Origin of the sequence: Streptomyces sp. NPDC058685 (genome assembly GCF_042714725.1) — a bacterium.
Classification (GTDB): domain Bacteria; phylum Actinomycetota; class Actinomycetes; order Streptomycetales; family Streptomycetaceae; genus Streptomyces.
The window spans coordinates 163,785-185,630 of record NZ_JBHXSL010000002.1; the positions used below are offsets into that span (position 1 = coordinate 163,785).

The window sequence follows — 21,846 nt, forward strand, 5'->3', positions numbered from 1 at the left end:
ACCCGCACCGGGAACAACGACGCCCTGACGCCATCCGGGCTACTTCGCCCACGCCTTTCACTCCATCGAGTGGGCGGCATTTCGAACTGGGCGCAGTAAGCGGTATCGCCGTCCCGGCCGTGGCCGGACACACGACTCAGCCGTCGTAGTCCTGGATCCGCTTGCCCTTGCGCCGCTCGGTCAACGCGGGCAGCTCCGCGGTCAGTTCGGCGACAATCTCCGGCAGGTCGAGGGTGAGCAGCCGGCGGTCCCGCATGAGGACCCGGCCGTCGACGACCGTGGTGGTGACGTCGGCGGATCGCGCGGAATGCACCAGGGCCGCGGCCACGTCGTGCAACGGCTGGGTGTGCGGCCCGCTGAGGTCCACGAGGATCACATCGGCCCGGCGACCGGGTGCCAACGAGCCGATCTCGTCGCCGAGTCCGACGGCCCGGGCGCTCTGTGTGGTGGCGTGGCCGAGTGCCTGCCGGGAGGTGAGCCAGGCGGGGTCGTTCTCGGCCGACTTCTGCACCAGAGCCGTCAGCGCCATGCTCTCCCACACGTCCAGGGTGTTGTTCGACGCGGCTCCGTCCGTCGCGAGCCCGACCGCGACGCCGGCGGCGGTCAGACCGCGGACGGGCGTGGTGTCCCAGGCGAACTTGAGATACCCCTTCGGCGCGCTGGCGACCCCGATGCGTCCCGTGCCCTCGCGCAGGACGTCCAGGTCCTTCGTGGTGATCCCGGTCCCGTGCGCGATGAGCACGTCCACGTCGAGCAGCCCCGTGCGCTGGAGCACACCGATGGGCGTACGGCCGTACCGCTCCAGGCTGTTGTCGGTCTGAGCCCGGTTCTCGGCCGCGTGGAGGTGGACGAGCAGCCCGTGCCGCCGCGCGAGAGCGGCGGTGGCGACGAGGTCCTCGTCGTCCACGGTGTACGGCGCGTGCGGCGCGAGCGAGGTGGTGATCCGGCCGTCCGCCGCGCCCCGCATCCGCAGCGCGAAGTCCAGGGAGCGTTCGCGTCCTTCGGCACCCTGGCTGGAGAAGAAGGCCCAGCCGAGATTGGCCCGCAGCCCGCTGTCGGACACCGCGGCCGCCACCCGGTCCATCGAGAAGTAGTGATCGGCGAACGTGGTCACTCCGCCGCGGATCATCTCGGCGCACGCCAGCCTCGCGCCCAGTTCGACGACGCGGTCGGTAAGGTTGGACTCGATCGGCCAGATCCAGTCGTTGAACCACTCCTCGACGGGCATGTCCTCGGCGATCCCCCGCAGAGCGACCATGGGCGAGTGGGTGTGGCAGTTGATCAGTCCGGGCATCGCCAGCTGCCCGCGCCCGTCGATGCGCTCCACGGCCTCGATCGAGGCGGCTTCACGCGTGGAGGTGACGGCGTCGATCACTCCACCGCGCACCACGACGGCGGCGTCCTGAGCGAACTGGATCTGCCCGCTCTCGTCGTGCACCAGGGCGGTGCACCCGTCGATGACAAGATCAACCATCCGGTTCTCCCTCCGGCTTGCGGCCTCCGGCCGCTGACCTCTGTGCCCGGGAGTCGTCTTGCGAACGGCAGGCGTTCCCGTGCGAGTGGTGTCCGGCCGACATGCGCGGCCTGCCCGGCACACCGTCACGGACCTTGCCACAGTGAGGGCGCGCCCGGCAGACCGCCGTGCTGACGCCGGACGGAAGGATCGACCCGTGCCCACCCCGAAACAGCGCTCACTGCTGTCCGCCGCCGGTGCCGTGGCCGCCGTGCTGACCCTGGCGGCGCCCTCCGCCACCGCGGCGCTCGACGGCCCGGAGCCGAAGGCGGCCGCGGCGACGAAGGCGGTCCCGGCCGCGGTGGCGGAGGTACCGGCCTCGGCGCCCGGGAGCGCGTACGTCGAGACCCGGCTCTTCTTCGGCACGGAGCGTCCAGACGGCGGGCCCGATGTCACCGACGAACAGTTCATGGCCTTCGTCGACCGCAGTGTCACCCCGGGCTTCCCGGACGGGCTGACGGTCCAGGACTGCCGCGGGCAGTGGCGGGATGCCGACGGCACCATCGAGAAGGAGCGTTCCTACGAGCTGACGCTGCTGTACCCGGCGTCGCAGGCCCGTGCCCGCGGGCCGCTGATCGAGCGGATCCGTGAGGCGTACCGGTCGGCGTACGGACAGGAGTCGGTGGCCCGCCTCGACGAGCCGGCCCTCGCCGACTTCTGAAGCCGCCCTCGGAAGGCCCCCTCGGAACCGTCAGAACCCTCACGACTCTCAGAAACGGACGGGCAGGGAGATGAGCCCCCGGGCACGGGCGGACGGCCGCCGGCGCAGCTCGCTCTCGGCGGTGTCGAGCGCCAGCCGGGGGAAACGCTCCAGCAGCGCGCTGAGTGCGACGCCGGTTTCGAGGCGGGCGAGCGGTGCTCCGAGGCAGTAGTGAATGCCGTGGCCCAGGGCGAGATGCCCCGCGGTGTCACGGCTCAGGTCGAGCCGGTCCGGCTCCGGGAAGCGGGCGGGGTCGCGGTCGGCGGACGCCAGGGACAGCAGGACCGTCTCGCCCGCCGGAACGGTCACCCCGCCGATGGTCACGTCCTCGACCGGGAAGCGGCGGATGGCCAGCAGCGCCGGGCCGTCGTACCGGGCCAGTTCCTCGACGGCGGAGCCGATCCGCGTCGGATCGGCCCGCAGTGCGGCGAGTTCGTCGGGGTGCCGGAGCAGGGCGAGTACGGCGTTGCCGATCAGCTGGACGGTGTTCTCGTAGCCGGCGAAGAGAATGAGAAAGGCGAGCGACATCAACTCGTCCTCACTGAGCCGGTCTTCACCCTCCTCCCGTACCGCGATCAGCGCGGAGAGCAGGTCGTCCGCCGGTTCGGCACGCTTGTGGGCGAGCAGCTCGTGGAAGAAGCCGAGCATGCTGCCGATGGCCTGCCCGGCGCGGCCCGGCTGTGCGGGGTCGGGTGCGACGAGGGCGTCGGTCCAGTCACGGAAGTCGCGGCGGGAGTGCGGCGGGACGCCGAGGAGTTCGCAGATGACGGCGATCGGCAGCGGAGCGGCGTACGCGGCGACCAGGTCCGCCCGGCCGTGCGGGGCGACGGCGTCGAGCAGCTCGTCGGCGATGCGCCGGACCGGTGTGCGCAGTTCCTCGATCCGGCGCGTGGTGAACGCCTGGGTGACGAAGCGCCGGATACGTGTGTGGTCCGGCGGATCCATGTTGAGCAGGTTGGCGTCCAGGGCGGGCGGCAGGGCGAAGCCCCGGTAACCGCCGGGCAGCGCATGCCGCTTGTCGAGGGAGAGCCGGGGATCGGCGAGCGCCTGCCGTACGTCCTCGTAACGCGTGACGATCCAGGCGGGCGAGCCGTCGGGCCCGGTGATCCGCCGCACGGAGGCGGTCTCCCGCAGGCGGGCGTACACGGCGTAGGGATCGGTCAGCAGCTCGCTCGCCGGATCGTTCATGGTCATGACGCCAGCCTAGACAAGGCGTTCTGACGGACCGTCAGGGGTCGCGGACTCGTTTCGGCCGGGTGTGGGGGCAGGACGTACCCGGGACGAGTGAGCTGTGAGATGTACGGTCGGCACGCGGTGACCGTCGGCGCCCGCCGCTCGGGGGCACTGCCCGGACGGTCATGAGCCGTCCGTCGAGGTGTCCGTCACCGAAGACGACGAAAGGCAAGGAGCACACCGACTCTCCTTGCCACTCTTAACTTATAGCGCACTGGGGGGCTTGCGGCAAGGCCCCCGTCGTACCGCAGAATCGTCCGCCGAAGCCGGATCCTGCGGAAATGAGTGTCACTGCATGCGTGTTTTGTTGTCGGCGTACGGCTTGCGTGGGGACGTCGAGCCTGTGGACGGGCGCAAGCGACCCCGGTTCGGAGCTGATGCATGAACCCCCTGACCACCAGCGCGTTCGACCTTCCCGACCGTCTCTCCTCCAAGGCCGACCCGATGCTGATCGCGGGCGACGAGCAGCACTTCGCGGCGATCGCGCGGTGCCTCGACGAGTCGATCGCCGAGCTGTCCGACCGCCTCGACGCGGAGCGCCGGACACCCGGCGGCATCGGCCGGCAGGCCATGGACCGGGACATCGAGGTGCACCGCCTGACCGCGCGCCTGCGCGCGCTGCGCCGCTTCGGTCTGGACCTGTGCCTCGGGCACATGGTCACCGAGGACGGCGATGAGCCCCTGTACGTCGGACGGCTCGGCCTGACCGACAGCGAGGGCCGCCGGTTGCTGCTCGACTGGCGCTCCCCCGCCGCCGAGCCCTTCTTCGGAGCCACCCACGCGAACCCCATGGGGCTCGCGAGCCGCCGCCGGTACCGCTGGACCCGCGGCCGGATCAGCGACTACTGGGACGAGGTGTTCACTCCGGACGGGTTCGTCGGGCACGCCGCGCTGGACGACCAGTCCGCCTTCATCGCCAGCCTGGGCAGCAACCGGTCGACGCGTATGCGCGACGTGCTCGGCACCATCCAGGCCGACCAGGACGCCATCATCCGCGCGAGCTCCCGCGGCGCTCTCGTCGTCGACGGCGGTCCGGGTACGGGCAAGACCGTCGTCGCGCTGCACCGCTCCGCCTACCTCCTCTACTCCGATCCTCGCCTCGGTCACCGCCGGGGCGGCGTCCTGTTCGTCGGTCCGCACCAGCCCTATCTGGGGTACGTCGCCGACGTGCTCCCCAGCCTCGGCGAGGAGGGCGTGCAGACCTGCACCCTGCGGGACCTCGTCACCGAGGGAGCCACGGCGGCGGCCGAGGCCGATGCGGAGGTGGCCCGTCTCAAGTCGTCCGCGAACCTGGTCAAGGCGATCGAGTCGGCCGTCAGGTTCTACGAGGAGCCGCCCGCGACGGGAATGACGGTCACGACCCACTGGTCCGACATCCGGCTGAGCGCCGACGACTGGGCCTCGGCGTTCGAGTCGGCGCCCGGCACTCCGCACAACGAGGCGCGCGACCAGGTCTGGGAGGAGCTGGTCACGATCCTGGTGGACAACCACGACGGTGACGCCCCGGAGGATCTGCTCCGCAAGTCGCTGCGCCAGAACCGGGAGCTGCTGACGGCCTTCGACCGCGCGTGGCCGCTGCTCGAAGCGGCCGACCTCGTCGGGGACCTGTGGTCGGTGCCCGCCTATCTGCGGATGTGCGCTCCCTGGCTCGACCGCGACGAGGTGCGCACGCTCCAGCGAGAGGATGCCCAGGCATGGACGGTGTCCGACCTGCCGCTCCTGGACGCGGCCCGGCAGCGGCTCGGCGATCCGGAGACGGCACGGCGCAAACGCCGGCACGAGGCCGCCGTCGCCGCCGAACGGGAGCGCCGGGCCGATGTCATCGAGATCCTGCTGCGGGACACCGAGATCGACGAGAGCCAGGGCGCGATGGGGATGCTGCACGGGAAGGATCTCCAGGACACCCTGATCGACGAGAGCGTCCTGCCCGGCGCCGAACCCGACCTGCTCGCCGGGCCGTTCGCGCACGTCGTCGTGGACGAGGCCCAGGAACTCACCGACGCGGAGTGGCAGATGCTGCTGCTCCGGTGTCCCTCCCGGAGCTTCACCATCGTGGGCGACCGTGCCCAGGCCCGGCACGGGTTCACCGAGTCGTGGCGGGAACGGCTCGAACGGGTCGGGCTCGACCGGATCGATCTGGCTTCCCTGAGCATCAACTACCGGACGCCGGAAGAGATCATGGCGGAGGCCGAGCCGGTCATCCGGGCCGCGCTGCCGGACGCCAATGTGCCGACCTCCATCCGCAGCGGCGGCGTCCCCGTCGTGCACGGTTCGACTGCGGATCTCAGCTCGGTCCTCGACACCTGGCTCGCCGCCCACGACGACGGAATCGCCTGCGTCATCGGCGATCCCACGTTCCGGGCGACGTCCCGCGTCCGGTCGCTGACGCCGGAGCTGTCGAAGGGGCTCGAGTTCGACCTGGTCGTCCTCGTCGATCCGAAGACGTTCGGCCAGGGCATCGAGGGGGCGGTCGACCGCTATGTCGCGATGACCCGGGCGACGCAGCGGCTGGTGATCCTCACGAGCTCCTGATACCGGTCCGCCCGTGCGCCGGGCCGGTCCTGCGGGCGCGGGGCAGTGAGGCGCGGGGCCGGCCCCGCCCCCGTGTCGTACGCCCTCGGGCCCGTCATCTGCCCAGCAGGGCGGTGAGCGCGCCCACCGGGTCGGCGTCGGGCGTGCCGCGGGGCCACCAGTCCTCGCGGTCCGTGTCGGACTCATAGCCGTACCAGAGGCCGTCACGGCCGAAGCGCAGTTGGAGCGAGCTCGTCGAGAGGTGGTTGCGCCAGGGACGGAAGTGCGGGAAGTCGGCGGCGGCGAGCGCGGGCCGGGCGCGGTCGAAGGGACCGGCGGGCGGGTCCCACGGTTCCTCCAGCACTTCGAGCGCCGCCCGGCCTCCCTGCCGCCACGCGGCGACCGCCCGCGCCAGATCGGTGGGCGTACGACCGGTGGCGGCGGCGAGGTCCCGGTAGAGGGCGCGGGTGGACGCGGTCAGCCCCGAGCCCGGGTGAGCGGCGGCCAGCCGGATCGCGTCCTGCCAGGTGGTGAGGCCGGCGATGGGGTCGGAGCCGGTGGCGAGGATGGTGTGGGCCCGGGCGGCGGCCTCGGTGGCGAGCAGGTCGAGAGCGAGCGAGTCGAGCCCGCGGCCGCCCGCACCGGGACCTTCGGGGTACGCCGGCGGGCGCCCCGGGTGGAGGGGCACGGGGAACGGTGGCGGCAGGACCGGGAGCCTGCGAGCCGCGACGGCCTCGCGGGCCGGGACCGTCGGCACGGGCGCGGCCGTCGCGGCGGTGCTCCGCTCGGCGGCCGACCGCGTCGCGTTGCGGTGTGCGAGGGCGGCCAGGATCTCCCGCTCGCCCATGCCGCGCATGAGGAACAGGACGAAGGGATCCTCGTCGAGCAGCCGCGCCGTCTGGTAGCAGAGCGCGGCAGCGTGCTTGCAGGGGTAACCGTCGTCCGGACAGGAGCAGTCGGGGATCAGATCGCCCGGCGTCGGCAGCAGGTCCGCCACCTCCGCCAGCGCGTGCGGCACATCCTTGTCGAGCAGGGCCGCGATGTGGTCGGGCCGGGAGGCCGCGGCCGCGAGGAAGTCGTCCCAGTCGTCGTCGGTGAGCGTCCGCAGACGGATCTCCGTGCGGTACGGGCGGGGTCTGCTGCCGTGGACGTACGCCATGACGCGGCCGGGGGTCACCGTGATCGCGTCGACATGGCCGCGGCTCGCATACGCCCGGCCCCTGACCAGCCTGGCCCGGTCCAGGGCGGTGTCCTCCAGCGCGTCCACCCAGGCGTTCCCCCACCAGCTGGCGGCGAAGTCCTCGCCCGTCAGGGGCTGGAGCGCGGGGAACGTGCGCCGGCGGTCGTCGTGGCGGGCAGGTCCCGTGGAGCGGTTGCGCGGGCTCATGAGGGCCTCCGCAGAGAGACCAGGTCGGCGAGCTCCCGGTCGGTCAGCTCGGTCAGGGCGGCCTCGCCCGAGCCGAGGACCGCGTCCGCCAGGGCCCGTTTGGCGGCGAGCATGTCCGCGATCCTGTCCTCCACGGTGCCTTCCGCCATCAGCCGGTGGACCTGTACCGGCTGGGTCTGGCCGATGCGGTAGGCACGGTCGGTCGCCTGCTCCTCGACAGCCGGGTTCCACCAGCGGTCGTAGTGGATGACATGGCCGGCGCGCGTCAGGTTCAGTCCGGTGCCGGCTGCCTTCAGCGACAGGATGAACACGGGTGCGCCGCCGGACTGGAAGCGGTCCACCATGCGCTCGCGCTCCGCCACCGGTGTCCCTCCGTGGAGGAGCTGAGCCGGGATCGCCCGTGCGGCGAGATGGCCGGCGAGCAGCCGGGCCATGGCGACGTACTGCGTGAAGACGAGAACCGAGCCGTCCTCGGACAGGATCGTCTCCAACAGCTCGTCCAGCAGGGCGAGTTTGCCGGAGCGGCCCGCCAGCCGCACGGCGCCGGCGCCCGGCGCACCGCCGCGCCGCGTGTGGTCCCCCGGGGCGACGCGCTGTTCCTCGGGCGCGCGTTCCTTGAGGAACTGCGCCGGGTGGTTGCAGATCTGTTTGAGGTCGGTGAGGAGTTTCATCACGAGTCCTCGGCGCGCGATGCCCTCGGCGCCCTCGATCGCGGCCATCGTCTCCCGCACGACCGCTTCGTACAGCGAGGCCTGTTCGCGGGTGAGCGCCACGGGATGGTCGGACTCGGTCTTGGGCGGCAGTTCGGGCACGATCCCGGGATCGGACTTCTTGCGGCGCAGCAGGAAGGGCCGCACCAGCCGGGACAGCCGCTCGACGGCTTCCTCGTCCTCGCCGTGCTCGACGATGCGGGCGTGCCGGGAGCGGAACGCCTTGAGCGGGCCGAGGAGTCCGGGCGTCGTCCAGTCCAGCAGCGCCCACAGCTCCGAGAGGTTGTTCTCCACGGGGGTGCCGGTCAGCGCCACCCTGGCGGGTGTCGGGATGGTGCGCAGGGCCTTCGCCGTGGCGGAGAAGGGGTTCTTGACGTGCTGGGCCTCGTCGGCGACCACCATGCCCCAGGTGTGCCCGGCCAGTTGTTCCGCGCTGGTGCGCATCGTGCCGTAGGTGGTGAGGACGAAGCCGCCCCCGGACTCCGGGAGGGTCCGGTCGGCGCCGTGGAAACGGCGCACGGCCACGCCGGGCGCGAACCGGACGATCTCCCGCTGCCAGTTGCCGAGGAGCGACGCGGGGCAGACGACGAGCGTCGGCGCCGAACGTGCGCGCCGCAGATGGAGCGCGATCACCGTGACTGTCTTGCCGAGGCCCATGTCGTCGGCGAGGCAGCCGCCGAGACCGAGCGAGGTCATCAGGTCCAGCCAGGCCAGACCGCGCAGTTGGTAGTCGCGCAGCGTGGCGGTGAGTCCCTCGGGGGCCGGGACCGGTGCGGCGCCGTCCGTGAGCCGGTCACGCAGAGCGGCCAGCGCACCGGTGGGCACGGCCTCCACCGTCTCGCCGTCGACCTCCGCGGTGCCGGTCAGCGCGACGGCCAGCGCGTCGACCGGTTGCAGCAGTCCCAGCTCCCGTTTCCGCGCCTTGCGCACGAGGTCGGGGTCGACCACCACGAACTGGTCCCGCAGCCGCACGACCGGGCGGTGCGACTCGGCCAGCGCGTCCATCTCCTTCTCGGTCAGCGGATCGCCGTCGAGGGCCAACTGCCAGTTGAACGCGAGCAGTTCCGCACTGTCGAAGAAGGGGGTGCCGTCCGTCGCCGAACCCGGCGCGGGCCGTACGACGGCGGCGGCCGACAGGGAGCGCACGAGGTCCCGCGGCCAGTGGACGGCGACGCCCGCGGCCGCGAGCCGTGCCGCGCCAGGTCCCAGCAGGTCGTACAACTCGCTCTCGGCGAGCGGCAGCACGTCCGGGACGTCCCGCTCCAGCAGGCCGGCGAGCGGCGGCCAGACCCGGGCCGCACGGCGCAGCGCGAGCACCGCGTCGATCCGGGCACGGGGGCCGAAGTGCTGGTCGCCGTCGCCCGCCCACAGCCGGGCCGCGTCGATGACGAGCGTCGGGTCGGCGAGGCTGTGCACCTGCACGAGGGCCGCGCCCGCACTGCGCTCGGCATCCTCCTCCGCGTCCGCGATGTCGAAGAGTTCGAAGGCCGACAGGTCCAGCCGCAGGGACACCCGCACGCCGGCGTCCATGCCCGCGGCGGCCTCCGCCGCCCATTCCCGCGCCCCCGGCAGATGCTGGGCCTGCTCGGCCGCGAACGGCGCGCCCGCCGCGAAGGCCGCGGCCGGCGTACGGGGAAGGGCGTCGGCCACGGCGTCGAAGAAGGCCCGCACCAAAGTCTCCGGTTCGGGCAGGTGCGGGGGCTGCGGGCCGGGCACGGGGACCGCGTGTGCCTCGTACGGCATGGCGGCGGCGATGGCGCGCAGCTGGGCGATGTCGTCCGCGTCCAGCGGGCCCGCGCGCCAGGCGTCGTGGTCGGTCGGGGTCAGCCCCGGCAGCAGTCGGCCGCGCGCCACCAGATGCAGGGCGTGCAGCGCCGCCGCACCCCAGCAGGCGGTGGCGGGATGCGCATCGGGACGGTGGCGAGCCTGCGCCAGCAGCGGTACGGCCTCGGCCACGGAGAGCAGCGCGGCGGGCACGGTCCGCTCCGTCACGCTCCCGTCCGGAAGATCCGGCCCGTCCACACCCCCTCCGCCTCCGGGTCCGGGTCCGGGTCCTGGTCCTGGTCCTGGTCCGACGACGGTGATCTCGGCCGCCGCGTCACGCAGCCGGTCGCCGTCCGGGTCCCAGAAGGCGACCCGGCCCTCGCGCGGGAGCGCTGCCGGAAGGAACACGGCGGCACAGCGGTGCAGCGCAGGCGTCGTCTCGGGCGTCATCGGGTCACCTCCCACCCGTCGGTCGTGCAGTGGAGCACTGGATCTACGACCTTACGGGCGGGGTCTGACAATGGCCGCCGACGGCGGTGCGGGTCCGGAGAGCCGGACAGGTCGGCCGTGACGATCAGGCTGCCGGCGGCAGCGGACGTACGGATGGCGGGCCCTCGTCGCTCCGCGTGCCACCGTCCGGCTCGCGGCCTGCCGCCTCACCGGCTCGCGGATCGGCGGGCGAGTCCCCCGGCCCGGGCTCCATCCCGGGCCCGGCCTCCGGCACGGCCGCCGATTCCGGTACCGGCTTCGGCACCGCATCCGGTTCGGACACCGTCTCCACCGCCGGCCCTTCCACTGCCGGACCTTCCGCTGCCGGTCCCTCCACCGCAGGGCCCGGCGCCGGTGGAGTCACTTCCTGTCGACCCGGTTCCGGCTGTGCGGCAGCGCCCGTCTGTGCCACCGGAGCGGGCTGCTGGGCACGTTCCAGGAAGCGGAGCAGTTCCACCGGGAAGGGCAGCACCAGCGTCGAGTTCTTCTCCGCTGCGACCGCCACCACGGTCTGGAGCAGCCGCAGTTGCAGGGCCGCCGGCTGCTTCGACATCTCGCCCGCCGCCTCGGCCAGCTTCTTCGACGCCTGGAGCTCAGCGTCCGCGTTGATCACCCGCGCGCGCCGCTCGCGGTCGGCCTCCGCCTGCCGCGCCATCGACCGCTTCATCGCCTCGGGCAGCGACACATCCTTGATCTCCACCCGGTCGATCTGCACACCCCACCCCATCGCCGGGCTGTCGATCATCAGCTCCAGCCCCTGGTTCAGCTTCTCCCGGTTCGACAGCAAATCATCCAGATCGCTCTTGCCGATGATCGAACGCAGCGATGTCTGCGCCATCTGCGAGACCGCGAACCGGTAGTCCTCCACCTGCACCACCGCGTCGGAGGGGTCGATCACCTTGAAGTAGATGACCGCGTCGACCCGGACCGTCACGTTGTCCCGGGTGATGCCGTCCTGCGAGGGCACCGGCATCGTCACGATCTGCATATTGACCTTACGGAGCCGGTCCACGCCCGGAATGATCATGGTGAATCCCGGGCCGCGCTCGCTGTCGCGCAGACGGCCGAGGCGGAAGACCACGCCTCGCTCGTACTGCTTGACCACCCGCGCGGCGGCCAGTGTGTACGCCACGGCTGCCGACGCGACCGACACGCCCGCAATCACCAGCTCCTCGACCATCAGGGCACCCCCTACCGTCCGAGCCGGATGTCCACTACCACGGTATGCCCGAAATGCCCCGTCGGTCGAGCGTCGGGCTCATCCTCAGCCGGCCACCGACAGACACCCCGGCACGGCCGAACGCCGACGCCCGCCCCGGAACGCAGGAAGACCGTACCCTCGGCGGGTACGGCCTTTCCCGGCTGCGGTGCGGATCTCGACGGACGGAGCGCGGACGCCCGGCGCCGTCAGATGCGCTTGCGGATCAGCGCGACGAGCTCCGCCGTGTTGTGGCGGCGCGCCCAGGCGATGCCGGCGAAGACGAAGAACAGGATGACGGGTGTGATCGCGTACTGACCGTCGAACACCGTCACCTGGGTGATGAACGCGCCGATCATCAGGCCCATGAACGCCATGGCGGACACCCCGGACAGGATGGGGATGACCAGCGCGATCGCACCGGCCAGTTCCAGACCGCCCGTGAGGTACATGAACCAGTCGCCGAACCCGATCTTGTCGAAGGACTCCGCCGCGGAGGAGTGACCGACGAGCTTGGGGCCCGCGCTCGGGACGGCCATGAAGAGGGCGAGCACGATCTGGAGCGTGAGCGTGGCGATGTTCGCGCGGCGGCTCAGTCGCGTTCCGTTCGCGGTGGTGGCGCCGGTGTTCGTGGTGGTGGCGGTCGTCGCGGACATGGTGGTCTCCTCCGGTAAAGGCTCTGCGGTGCTTTCGGGAGGTAGACCGGGCAGGCCCCGCGGACTCATCGCTCACGGGCCCCTCTCTTCCGACCTTCTCAGATTTCTTCAACCCGCCGCCGGGAACAGGTCCCTTGCTCACAGCTCGAACCAGCCGTGTCCGCCGTACCAGTGGCGGCCCGCCCGCAGATGATCACCGATCGCGCGCTCCAGCGTGGTGCGCCGGGGCAGGTCGGCGGCCGCCAGGTCGGGATCGCCGAACACGAAACCGACCGGTCCGCTGTCGTCGGTCTCCTTCTCCTCGTAGGCGGTCCGGAAGCGGTCCTGGAAGCGGCGGATGTGGGAGTCCCGCGGCAGATGGGCGGCGAGCTGCGGATCGAGCAGCCATGAGTGGCAGTCGGCGACCCGGTAGGTCTCCTCGGGGAAGTGCCGCGGGAAGAAGTCCCTGGCGAGAGCCAGTGAGCGGTCGCAGGCGGCGGGGGTGAGCGGCCCGAGGAAGTCGGGGATGTGCAGGCCGAGAACCGGGTCACCGGGTCCGAGGGGCAGCCCGGCCGCCCCCACCGCCTCCCCGGTTCGCCGGCTCAGCCGGCTGCGTTCGAACTGCAGCCGCCCCAACTGGTAGAGCCCACCGCGGAAGTGCAGTCCGAGCCAGCCCGGTATCGGCAGCCCTCCGATGCCGTACCTCCGGCGATGAACGGCCATCTGACGGCCGAGGTCGGCGAGGGTGTGCCGGGAGACGGCTTCCGGGACGGAGTGTTCGCGGTGGTAGGCCCGGATGTACGGGAGGGTCGCGACGAACACGTAGACGGGGAAGCAGCGGCCGAGCGGCCCGGAATCCTCGGGCCGTGGCAACTCCCCGCCACCGTCGATCCTCCCCATGCCCTCCACCATGTCCCGGACGCCCGCCTCCAGCAGCCGCGACAGGCCGGGGTCGGTCGCCATACGGCCGCGCTGCGCCAGGAGTTCGTTGATGTCCTCGTGCGGGACGGCCAGGTCCAGCAGTTCGCCCGCCAGCTCGTCCGCGGATGGCAGTTCCACCAGAGCGCCTGTCACCGGCGACTCCTCCCCTTCGGGTCGGTCGTGCGCGTCCCCCTCGGGCCGGTCGTGCGCGCGAGCCCGGGCGACCTCGGAACCTTACGCCCCAGGGGCGTCCGCACCTCTCAGGACGCGGGCAGCCGGACGGCCCTCGCCGGCGTGTCCCCCGAACCGCCGTGGGTGCATGCTGGAAGGGGAGAGTGGATGGCCATGCGTACCGGGAGTGAACCGAGCACAGCACGCAGTCCCCTGCGGATGCGGTTCTGGCTGAGTGTGTGGGGCCTGCTCTGGACGGCCGGCGGGACGGTCGCCTTCGCTCTCGCCTCCCGCCCCGGCTGGGCGGCGGCGTGCGGAGCACTGCTGCTGATCGTGCTGGTCGATATGGTCCTGGTCGTACGCCACATCCGTCAGGGCCCGCACTACCAGCCGGGCCGCGACATCCCCCCGTACGAACCCGACCGCGGCTGACCGCCGCGGAGCCGACGGGCCGACGCTCACGCGTCCGCGTCGAAGCGGGCCGCCCTCAGATACTCCGGCTTCGGGTCCAGCGCCGCGGCCAGGCGGAAGTGACGCATGGCCTGTTCGGGGCGGCCTGCGCGCTCGAAGGTGCGGGCCAGGGCGAAGTGGGCGAAGGCGTTGTCCGGCTCGCGCTCCAGGACCAGCTCGAACTCGAGCTCGGCAGGGCGCAGTTGAGCGGCGGCGAAGAAGGCGCGGGCGCGCAGGAGGCGGGCCGCCGTGTTCTCGGGGTGGGCAGCGATCACCGAGTCCAGCAGCTTCACGGCGCCACGCGGATCCCTGGCGGCGAGCAACTGCTCAGCCGCCCGGTAGTCGATGACGTGCGTCTCCGGGTTGCTTTCGGGCACGTTCGCATCCTTCCCCTCGCTCCACGGTTCCAACACGGGACCCGGCAGCGGTATTCCGATCGGATGCCCGGGGCCGGCGCGCATAGACGGCCGGGAGGCCCGCGACGACCGTGGACGTCAGAGACCGGAGACGGCGAGCACCAGCCCGATCACCATGAGCAACAGGCCCGCGATCACGAACCCCCTGTCGACACCCGTCCGCCGATGCCCGTCGACCACCACGTCGCGTGGGTCCCGGGAGTCGTAGGAGATCCCGACGGTCGTCCCCACGGTCAGTTCGGCCACCGGCGAGACGATCTCCATCACCCGGCCGTCCTGGGTCTCGAACTCCAGGAGCGGCCGTTCCGCACCCCGGGGCGGCTGCTTCACCAGCGCCATGACGAGGTGGCCTTCGCCGGTGATCCGGCGGGTCTGCCGCAGGCCGTGTCCGCCGGCGAGGGCGGCAACCAGCCCGCCCAGCACGGTGACCGTGGCGAAAACGATGTGCACCGCCTCGATGCTACTGGCGGCGCCGCACATCCGGTGGAGCATTGACGCATGCCTGACGGCGCGTGCGGCCCGACAGGGATGTGGCGGAGCGCAGACGGCGAAGGACTCCCCGACTGCCGACGCCTACGCCTACGCCTACGCCTACGCCTACGCCTACGCCTACGGAGCGTCCGCCGCCGCGGCCCGGCGCGTCAGTTCGGCCCAGACCTCACGCACCTGCGGTTCCAGGTCCTCCAGCGGCCCGTCGTTGTCGACGACCAGATCGGCGATGGCGCGGCGCTGCTCACGGGTGGCCTGTGCCGACATCCGCGCCCGCGCCTCGGACTCCGCCATCCCGCGCAGCCTGACCAGCCGGTCCAGCTGAGTCTCGGGTGCCGCGTCCACGACGATCACCAGGTCGTAGAGCGGGGCGAGTTCGTTCTCGGTGAGCAGCGGTACGTCGTGGACGACCACCGCGTCCGGTCCGGCTTCCTTCTCCAGCTCCTGGGAGCGCGCTCCGACCAGGGGGTGCACGATCGCGTTGAGCGTCGCCAGCCGCTCGGGATCGGAGAAGACGATGGAACCGAGCGCGGGCCGGTCCAGCGTTCCCTCCGCGGTCAGGATCTCGGATCCGAACGCCTCCACGACGGCGGCGAGCCCGAGCGTGCCGGGTTCGACGACCTCGCGGGCGATCTTGTCGGCGTCGACGAGGACCGCGCCGTACGAGGCGAGGAGACGGGAGACTTCGCTCTTGCCGGCGCCGATTCCGCCGGTCAGGCCCACCTTCAGCATGAGCCGCAGCTTAGACCCCGCCCTGTACGCACCCCGCCGGGCCCTCGCCGCTTCGCACCGTCTGTCGGTCGATCGGCCCCCGCACACACACGAGCCCTACGCGTCACCCTCGCGTTCCGCGAGGAAGCGCTCGAATTCGAGGCCGATCTCGTCCGCGGACGGCAGTTCCACCGCCTCCGCGACCAAGCTGCCCCGCGTCTCCGCGCCCGCCATCGCGTCGAACTGGTGCTCAAGCCCCTGGACCAGGGTGACCAGTTCCTCGTCGCCCTCGCCGATCTGGCGCTCGATCTCGTTCTGCGTGCGGTGGGCCTCGGTGCGCAGCGCGTGCGCGATGCCGGGCAGCACCAGACCGGTGGCGGCCGTGATCGCTTCGAGCGCGGTGAGCGCGGCGTCCGGGTAGGACGAGCGCGCCACGTAGTGCGGGACGTGCGCGGCGACGCCGAGGACGTCGTGGCCGGCTTCCATCAGCCGGTACTCGACCAGCGCCTCCGCGCTGCCCGGGACCTGCGCCTCGTCGAAGGGGCTGCGGTGGCCCGGCATGAGGTCCGTGCGGTTGCCGTGCGGGGTCAGACCGACGGGACGGGTGTGCGGGACGCCCATCGGGATGCCATGGAAGTTGACCGCGAGGCGCACACCGAGGCGCTCGACGATCTGCTCCACGGCCGCCGCGAAGCGTTCCCACTCGACGTCGGGCTCGGGGCCGGACAGCAGGAGGAACGGAGCGCCGGTGGCGTCCTGGACGAGGCGCACCTCGATGCTGGGCGTCTCGTAGCCGGACCAGCGGTCGCGCTTGAACGTCAGCAGCGGGCGCCGGGCCCGGTAGTCCACCAGCCTGTCGTGGTCGAACCGTGCCACCACCTGGTGGGGCAGCGTTTCGAGCAGCGTCTCGACGATCTGGTCGCCGGTCTCACCCGCATCGATGTATCCGTCGAAGTGGTACAGCATGACCAGCCCTGCCGATTCCTGCGCGAGCGCCATGTCGACGACCGCGAGGCCCTTCGGCTCCCATTCGTACAAACCCTGCGGATCAACCACGATTACCGCTCCTCCTCGTGTTCTCCTTCCAGAACACGGCGTGACGCTCGGGCATTCCCCCGGCACGCAGCGAACACCACCGGACCGGGCCCCGGTTCGGGGTATCGCATGATCGTTGCAGGTCCCGACCTTGACCTGCCCGCAGCCCGGCAGTGCCCCCTGGGAGGCTCCACTCAGCCCGGCGAACCCCCGCACAACGAGCAAGGCCCGCTCCCCGAAGGGAGCGGGCCTTGCTGTCAGCTGTCAGTCAGCCGGCAGAGCGTCAGCTCTGGCCGCCGGCCAGCTTCTCGCGGAGGGCGGCAAGCGCCTCGTCCGACGCCAGGGCGCCGGAGTTGTCGTCCGACTCCGAGGAGTACGAACCGCCACTGCCACCGGCGGGCGCAGCGGCCGGAGCGGCGGTGCCACCCTCGGCAGCGGCGGCCTCGTCGGCCTCGCGGGACTTGATGACCTGGGCCTGGTGCTGCTCGAAGCGCTGCTGCGCCTCGGCGTACTGGCCCTCCCACGCCTCGCGCTGGGTCTCGAAGCCCTCGAGCCAGTCGTTGGTCTCGGGGTCGAAGCCCTCGGGGTAGATGTAGTTGCCCTGGTCGTCGTAGGACGCGGCCATGCCGTACAGGGTCGGGTCGAACTCGACCGAGGCCGGGTCGGCACCGAAGGACTCGTTGGCCTGCTTCAGCGAGAGGCTGATGCGGCGGCGCTCGAGGTCGATGTCGATGACCTTGACGAAGATCTCGTCGTTGACCTGGACGACCTGCTCCGGGATCTCCACGTGGCGCTCGGCCAGCTCGGAGATGTGGACCAGACCCTCGATGCCCTCGTCGACGCGCACGAACGCGCCGAAGGGAACGAGCTTGGTGACCTTACCGGGAACAACCTGCCCGATCTGGTGCGTACGGGCGAACTGCTGCCACGGGTCTTCCTGCGTCGCCTTGAGCGACAGGGAGACGCGCTCGCGGTCCATGTCGACGTCGAGAACCTCGACGGTGACTTCCTGGCCGACCTCGACAACCTCGGAGGGGTGGTCGATGTGCTTCCAGGAGAGCTCGGAGACGTGAACCAGACCGTCGACGCCACCCAGGTCCACGAAGGCACCGAAGTTGACGATCGAGGAGACGACGCCGGAACGGACCTGACCCTTCTGGAGGGTCGTGAGGAAGGTCTGGCGAACCTCGGACTGAGTCTGCTCCAGCCAGGCACGGCGGGACAGGACCACGTTGTTGCGGTTCTTGTCCAGCTCGATGATCTTGGCCTCGAGCTCCTTGCCCACGTAGGGCTGGAGGTCGCGAACACGGCGCATCTCGACCAGGGAGGCCGGGAGGAAGCCGCGGAGGCCGATGTCGAGGATGAGACCACCCTTGACGACCTCGATGACGGTACCGGTGACGATGCCGTCCTCTTCCTTGATCTTCTCGATGGTGCCCCACGCCCGCTCGTACTGGGCGCGCTTCTTCGAGAGGATCAGGCGGCCTTCCTTGTCCTCCTTCTGGAGAACAAGGGCCTCGATCTCGTCGCCGACCTTGACGACCTCGTTGGGGTCGACGTCGTGCTTGATCGAGAGCTCGCGGCTCGGGATGACACCTTCGGTCTTGTAACCGATGTCGAGCAGGACCTCGTCCCGGTCGACCTTCACGATGACGCCGTCGACGATGTCGCCGTCGTTGAAGTACTTGATCGTTTCGTCGATCGCGGCGAGGAAGGCTTCCTCGTTACCGATGTCGTTGACCGCTACCTGCGGGGTGGTTGCGGTGGTCTCGGTGCTGCTCGTCATGTGGGAAAAGGCTCCGGTGCGGACATTGAAGTCGTAGGTACTGCTACGCCGAGAACCCGTATCGCAGCTGTAGAAGCCGGACAGCCTTGGAAGCGCCGACCCGGGTGGCTGTTCCGGAGAACACGCCTCGGGGGGCGCCTCGTGAACCGAGGGGACATACATACAGATGCGAGCGCGACCTGCTCCGTCTGAGGCGCGCAGGCCCGCAGCGCAACTTGTAGCATACGGGGGCAGCCGGAGGCGGTCAATGCGCGAAGGCGCACACCCGGGGCGGATCGCCCCAATCCCGGCACAACTAATGTTTGCGGAGGCCACAACGGCCGCCCTTTGTCGCGCTGAACGCAAACTACAACGACGGTGGAAATGATCCAAGACCTGAGCGACCTCCAGGATCCAGAACCGGAAGCCACCCGGCGTGACGCCGGGAACACGGAGAGCAGCCGGGCCAGTCGCGGGTGGTGGGACCGCCACGCCGACGAGTACCAGAGCGAGCACGGCGCGTTCCTCGGTGACGACCACTTCGTCTGGGGACCGGAAGGGCTCGACGAGGCGGAGGCCGGACTGCTCGGCCCCGTCTCCTCCCTGGAGGGCCTGGACGTTCTCGAGATCGGCGCGGGCGCGGCGCAGTGCTCGCGCTGGCTGAAGGCGCAGGGCGCGCGTCCCGTGGCGCTGGACCTCTCGCACCGCCAGCTCCAGCACGCCCTGCGGATCGGCGGCGGCATTCCCCTGGTGGAGGCGGACGCGACGGCGCTGCCCTTCGCCGACGGCTCCTTCGATCTGGCCTGTTCCGCCTACGGGGCGGTGCCGTTCGTGGCCGACCCGGTGCAGGTGTTCACCGAGGTCCACCGGGTGCTGCGGCCCGGCGGGCGCTGGGTCTTCTCCGTCACGCACCCCATGCGCTGGGCGTTCCCGGACGAGCCGGGCCCCGAGGGCCTGAGCGTGGCGGCGTCGTACTTCGACCGCACCCCGTACGTCGAACAGGACGACACGGGCCGCGCGGTCTACGTCGAGCACCACCGGACGCTCGGCGACCGGGTGCGGGACGTGGTCGCGGGCGGATTCCGGCTGGTGGACCTGGTCGAGCCGGAGTGGCCGGCCTGGAACAGCCAGGAATGGGGCGGCTGGTCCCCGCTGCGCGGGAACCTGATCCCGGGGACGGCCGTCTTCGTCTGCGAGCGGGCGTGAGCGAGGACGACGGGCTCGGTATACGGACGGGGGAGGCGGAGCGGCTGCGGGTGCGTTCGGCGCTGCCGGCGCTGGAGCAGGCGCTCGACACGCACGGCTGCGCGGTGCTCTGCGCTCCTCCCGGGACGGGCAAGACAACGCTCGTACCGCTCGTGCTCGCCGGGCGTGGCGCGCGGGTCGTGGTCGCGGAGCCACGGCGGATCGCGGCCCGGGCGGCAGCGCGGCGCATGGCCTGGCTGCTCGGCGAGCGGGTGGGGCGGAGAGTCGGCTTCACGGTCCGCGGTGAACGGGTGGTCTCGGCCGACACGGTCGTCGAGGTGGTCACCACCGGTGTGCTGCTCCAGCGGCTCCAGCGTGACCAGGAGCTGGCCGGAATCGATGTGGTGGTCCTCGACGAGTGCCACGAGCGGCATCTCGACGCGGACACGGTGGCCGCGTTCCTCCTGGACGTACGGGCCGCGCTGCGGCCGGAACTGAAACTGGTGGCCGCGTCGGCGACCACCGATGCCGAGGGCTGGGCACGGCTGCTCGGCGACGCCCCGGTGGTCGAGGCGCAGGGCACCACGCATCCGGTTCAGGTCGTGTGGGCTCCGCCCGCGCGGCCGGTGCGGCCGCCGCACGGCATGCGGGTGGATCCGGCGCTGCTGACGCATGTGGCCTCGGTGGTCCGGCGGGCGCTGGCCGAGCAGAGCGGAGATGTCCTGTGCTTCCTGCCCGGGGTCGGGGAGATCGGCAGGGTCGCCGGACAGCTGGGCGGCGTGGACGCGGAGGTGCTCCAGGTCCACGGGCGCGCTCCGGCGGCGGTGCAGGACGCGGTGCTGGCGGGCTCGGCGGGCGTGCGCCGGGTGGTGCTGGCGACCTCGGTGGCCGAATCGAGCCTGACGGTGCCGGGTGTGCGGACCGTCGTGGACGCGGGCCTCGCGCGCGAGCCGCGCATGGACCACGCACGAGGACTGAGCGCGCTCACCACGGTCCGCGTCTCGCAGGCGGCGGCCCGTCAGCGGGCGGGCCGCGCCGGCCGGGAGGCTCCGGGAACGGTGTACCGCTGCTGGTCCGAGACGGAGGACGGCCGGCTGGTCCGCTTCCCCTCCCCCGAGATCAAGGTCGCGGATCTGACGGCCTTCGCGTTGCAGACCGCGTGCTGGGGCGACCCGTCCGCCGCGGGGCTCGCCCTGCTGGACCAGCCGCCGGCCGGTGCGATGTCGGCGGCGCGCTCGGTGCTGTCCGCGATCGGCGCGGTGGACACGGAGGGCCGGGCCACCCAGCGGGGCAGCACGCTGTCCCGCATCGGCGTCCACCCCCGGCTTGCCCGCGCCCTGCTGGACGGCGCGCCGGAGGTGGGCGCTCGCCGGGCGGCGGAAGTGGTGGCGTTGCTGAGCGAGGAGCCGCCACGGGAGTACGGGGACGATCTGACGGCGGCCTGGCGCACGGCGCGGCGCGGCGGCGACGCGTATGCGGGCCGGTGGACCTCGGAGGCCCGCCGACTGCAGTCGTCACTGGCGGGAGCAGGCGTCCATGACCCGGGTAAGGGGAGCCAGGGCGGGGCCGGTCAGGGCGAGGACGCCGTCGCGGGGCTCGTGACGGCACTCGCGTTTCCCGAACGCATCGCCAGGGCCCGCGGCGAGGGCGCCTTTCTGATGGCCTCCGGGACCGGGGCGCAGCTCGCGGAGGGATCTCGCCTGCGGACGTCCGGCTGGCTGGCGGTCGCGGTGGCCGACCGGCCGTCCGCCGCCGCCTCGGCCCGGGTACGCCTCGCCGCGGTCATCGACGAGGACACCGCCCGCAGGGCCGCGGCCCATCTCCGCGCCGACGGCGAGGAGGTCCACTGGGAGAACGGCGATGTCGTCGCCCGGGACGTCCGGCGGCTCGGGGCGATCGAGCTGTCCGCCCGCGCCCTTCGGAACCCGGACCCCGCGCTCGTCCGTGCCGCCCTGCTCGACGGGCTGCACCGCGAAGGACTCGGTCTGCTGCACTGGACGCGGGACGCGGAAGGGCTGCGCGAACGCCTCGCCTTCCTGCACCGGGAACTCGGCGAGCCCTGGCCGGACGTGTCGGACACGGCCCTGCTGGACCGCGCCGGCGAGTGGCTGGAACCCGAACTGTCACGGGCCCGTCGGCGATCCGATCTCGGGCGTGTCCCGGCGGGGCAGGCGTTGCAGCGGCTGCTGCCCTGGGCGGGCGGTGAGGCTTCCCGGCTCGACGAACTCGCGCCGGAGCGTATCGAGGTGCCGAGCGGCTCGCGGATCCGTGTCGCGTACGGAGGTGCGCAGCCCGTCCTCGCGGTGAAGCTCCAGGAACTGTTCGGGCTGCGCGAGACACCACGCGTCGCGGGCGTGCCGGTCCTCGTCCATCTGCTCTCGCCCGCGGGCCGTCCCGCCGCGGTGACCGCCGACCTGGCGTCGTTCTGGAAGGACGGCTACGCGGCCGTACGCGCGGAACTGCGCGGCCGCTACCCCAAGCACCCCTGGCCGCAGGACCCTTCGGCCGCGGAGCCGACCCGGCACACGAAGGCGCGTCAGGGCCGGGAGAGCCGGGGCTGACG

At 71.8% G+C, this 21,846-nt stretch carries 17 protein-coding genes; 5 read left to right on the forward strand and 12 right to left on the reverse strand.

Going from position 1 to position 21,846, the window contains the following annotated elements; translation table 11 throughout:
• Positions 1–136 precede the first annotated feature (136 nt).
• Positions 137–1,474, reverse strand: coding sequence for an amidohydrolase (locus tag ACFWU3_RS02510; RefSeq protein WP_384429968.1), 1,338 nt, complete (start codon positions 1,472–1,474; stop codon positions 137–139).
• A gap of 196 nt (positions 1,475–1,670) precedes the next feature.
• On the opposite strand from ACFWU3_RS02510, the gene ACFWU3_RS02515 reads away from it, so the two are divergent.
• Positions 1,671–2,174, forward strand: coding sequence for a DUF3574 domain-containing protein (locus ACFWU3_RS02515; RefSeq protein ID WP_384429971.1), 504 nt, complete (start codon positions 1,671–1,673; stop codon positions 2,172–2,174).
• A 48-nt stretch (positions 2,175–2,222) separates the two neighbouring features.
• On the opposite strand, the gene ACFWU3_RS02520 is transcribed toward ACFWU3_RS02515, so the two are convergent.
• The gene (locus ACFWU3_RS02520) at positions 2,223–3,407 is read right to left on the reverse strand and encodes a cytochrome P450 (RefSeq protein WP_384429974.1); all 1,185 of its coding nucleotides are present in this window, start codon (positions 3,405–3,407) and stop codon (positions 2,223–2,225) included.
• Positions 3,408–3,827: 420 nt separating this feature from the next.
• Here ACFWU3_RS02520 and helR point away from each other — a divergent pair, with 420 nt between their 5' ends.
• The gene (helR, locus tag ACFWU3_RS02525; protein ID WP_384429977.1) at positions 3,828–5,978 is read left to right on the forward strand and encodes an RNA polymerase recycling motor ATPase HelR; all 2,151 of its coding nucleotides are present in this window, start codon (positions 3,828–3,830) and stop codon (positions 5,976–5,978) included.
• A gap of 94 nt (positions 5,979–6,072) precedes the next feature.
• Here helR and ACFWU3_RS02530 read toward each other — a convergent pair whose 3' ends face one another.
• From ACFWU3_RS02530 to ACFWU3_RS02550, 5 genes are all read right to left on the reverse strand, one after another.
• A complete protein-coding gene (locus ACFWU3_RS02530) occupies positions 6,073–7,344 on the reverse strand; it encodes an SWIM zinc finger family protein (protein ID WP_384429980.1) in 1,272 nt (423 codons plus the stop codon).
• Entirely contained in the window at positions 7,341–10,268 is a 2,928-nt protein-coding gene (locus tag ACFWU3_RS02535; protein ID WP_384429983.1) for a DEAD/DEAH box helicase, read from the reverse strand. Before ACFWU3_RS02535 ends, ACFWU3_RS02530 begins: the two co-directional genes overlap by 4 nt.
• A 124-nt stretch (positions 10,269–10,392) precedes the next feature.
• Positions 10,393–11,487 carry an SPFH domain-containing protein gene (locus tag ACFWU3_RS02540; protein WP_384429986.1) on the reverse strand — a complete coding sequence of 365 codons (1,095 nt, stop codon included), beginning with the start codon at positions 11,485–11,487 and terminating at the stop codon, positions 10,393–10,395.
• A 227-nt stretch (positions 11,488–11,714) separates the two neighbouring features.
• The gene (locus ACFWU3_RS02545; RefSeq protein ID WP_384429989.1) at positions 11,715–12,161 is read right to left on the reverse strand and encodes a DoxX family protein; all 447 of its coding nucleotides are present in this window, start codon (positions 12,159–12,161) and stop codon (positions 11,715–11,717) included.
• 138 nt (positions 12,162–12,299) lie between these two features.
• Positions 12,300–13,214, reverse strand: a complete 915-nt coding sequence (locus tag ACFWU3_RS02550) for an acyltransferase domain-containing protein (RefSeq protein WP_384429991.1) — start codon at positions 13,212–13,214, stop codon at positions 12,300–12,302.
• 192 nt (positions 13,215–13,406) lie between these two features.
• Between ACFWU3_RS02550 and ACFWU3_RS02555 the strand changes: the two genes are divergently transcribed.
• On the forward strand, positions 13,407–13,664 hold the full coding sequence (locus ACFWU3_RS02555; protein ID WP_384430259.1) for a DUF6343 family protein: 258 nt from the start codon (positions 13,407–13,409) through the stop codon (positions 13,662–13,664).
• A 26-nt stretch (positions 13,665–13,690) separates the two neighbouring features.
• Here ACFWU3_RS02555 and ACFWU3_RS02560 read toward each other — a convergent pair whose 3' ends face one another.
• From ACFWU3_RS02560 to rpsA, 5 genes are all read right to left on the reverse strand, one after another.
• Positions 13,691–14,059 (reverse strand): tetratricopeptide repeat protein, encoded by a 369-nt coding sequence (locus tag ACFWU3_RS02560; protein WP_384429994.1) that lies wholly within the window; start codon positions 14,057–14,059, stop codon positions 13,691–13,693.
• A 117-nt stretch (positions 14,060–14,176) separates the two neighbouring features.
• The gene (locus tag ACFWU3_RS02565; protein ID WP_384429997.1) at positions 14,177–14,548 is read right to left on the reverse strand and encodes a DUF3592 domain-containing protein; all 372 of its coding nucleotides are present in this window, start codon (positions 14,546–14,548) and stop codon (positions 14,177–14,179) included.
• Positions 14,549–14,707: 159 nt separating this feature from the next.
• On the reverse strand, positions 14,708–15,319 hold the full coding sequence (gene coaE / locus ACFWU3_RS02570; RefSeq protein WP_384430000.1) for a dephospho-CoA kinase: 612 nt from the start codon (positions 15,317–15,319) through the stop codon (positions 14,708–14,710).
• A 96-nt stretch (positions 15,320–15,415) separates the two neighbouring features.
• On the reverse strand, positions 15,416–16,354 hold the full coding sequence (locus ACFWU3_RS02575) for a PAC2 family protein (protein WP_384430002.1): 939 nt from the start codon (positions 16,352–16,354) through the stop codon (positions 15,416–15,418).
• 262 nt (positions 16,355–16,616) lie between these two features.
• Positions 16,617–18,119, reverse strand: a complete 1,503-nt coding sequence (rpsA, locus tag ACFWU3_RS02580) for a 30S ribosomal protein S1 (protein ID WP_313946974.1) — start codon at positions 18,117–18,119, stop codon at positions 16,617–16,619.
• 363 nt (positions 18,120–18,482) lie between these two features.
• On the opposite strand from rpsA, the gene ACFWU3_RS02585 reads away from it, so the two are divergent.
• Together ACFWU3_RS02585 and hrpB are read left to right on the forward strand one after the other, a co-directional pair.
• Positions 18,483–19,304 (forward strand): class I SAM-dependent methyltransferase, encoded by an 822-nt coding sequence (locus tag ACFWU3_RS02585; RefSeq protein WP_384430262.1) that lies wholly within the window; start codon positions 18,483–18,485, stop codon positions 19,302–19,304.
• Positions 19,232–21,844, forward strand: a complete 2,613-nt coding sequence (gene hrpB / locus ACFWU3_RS02590) for an ATP-dependent helicase HrpB (RefSeq protein WP_384430005.1) — start codon at positions 19,232–19,234, stop codon at positions 21,842–21,844. Before ACFWU3_RS02585 ends, hrpB begins: the two co-directional genes overlap by 73 nt.
• Positions 21,845–21,846: the final 2 nt, after the last annotated feature.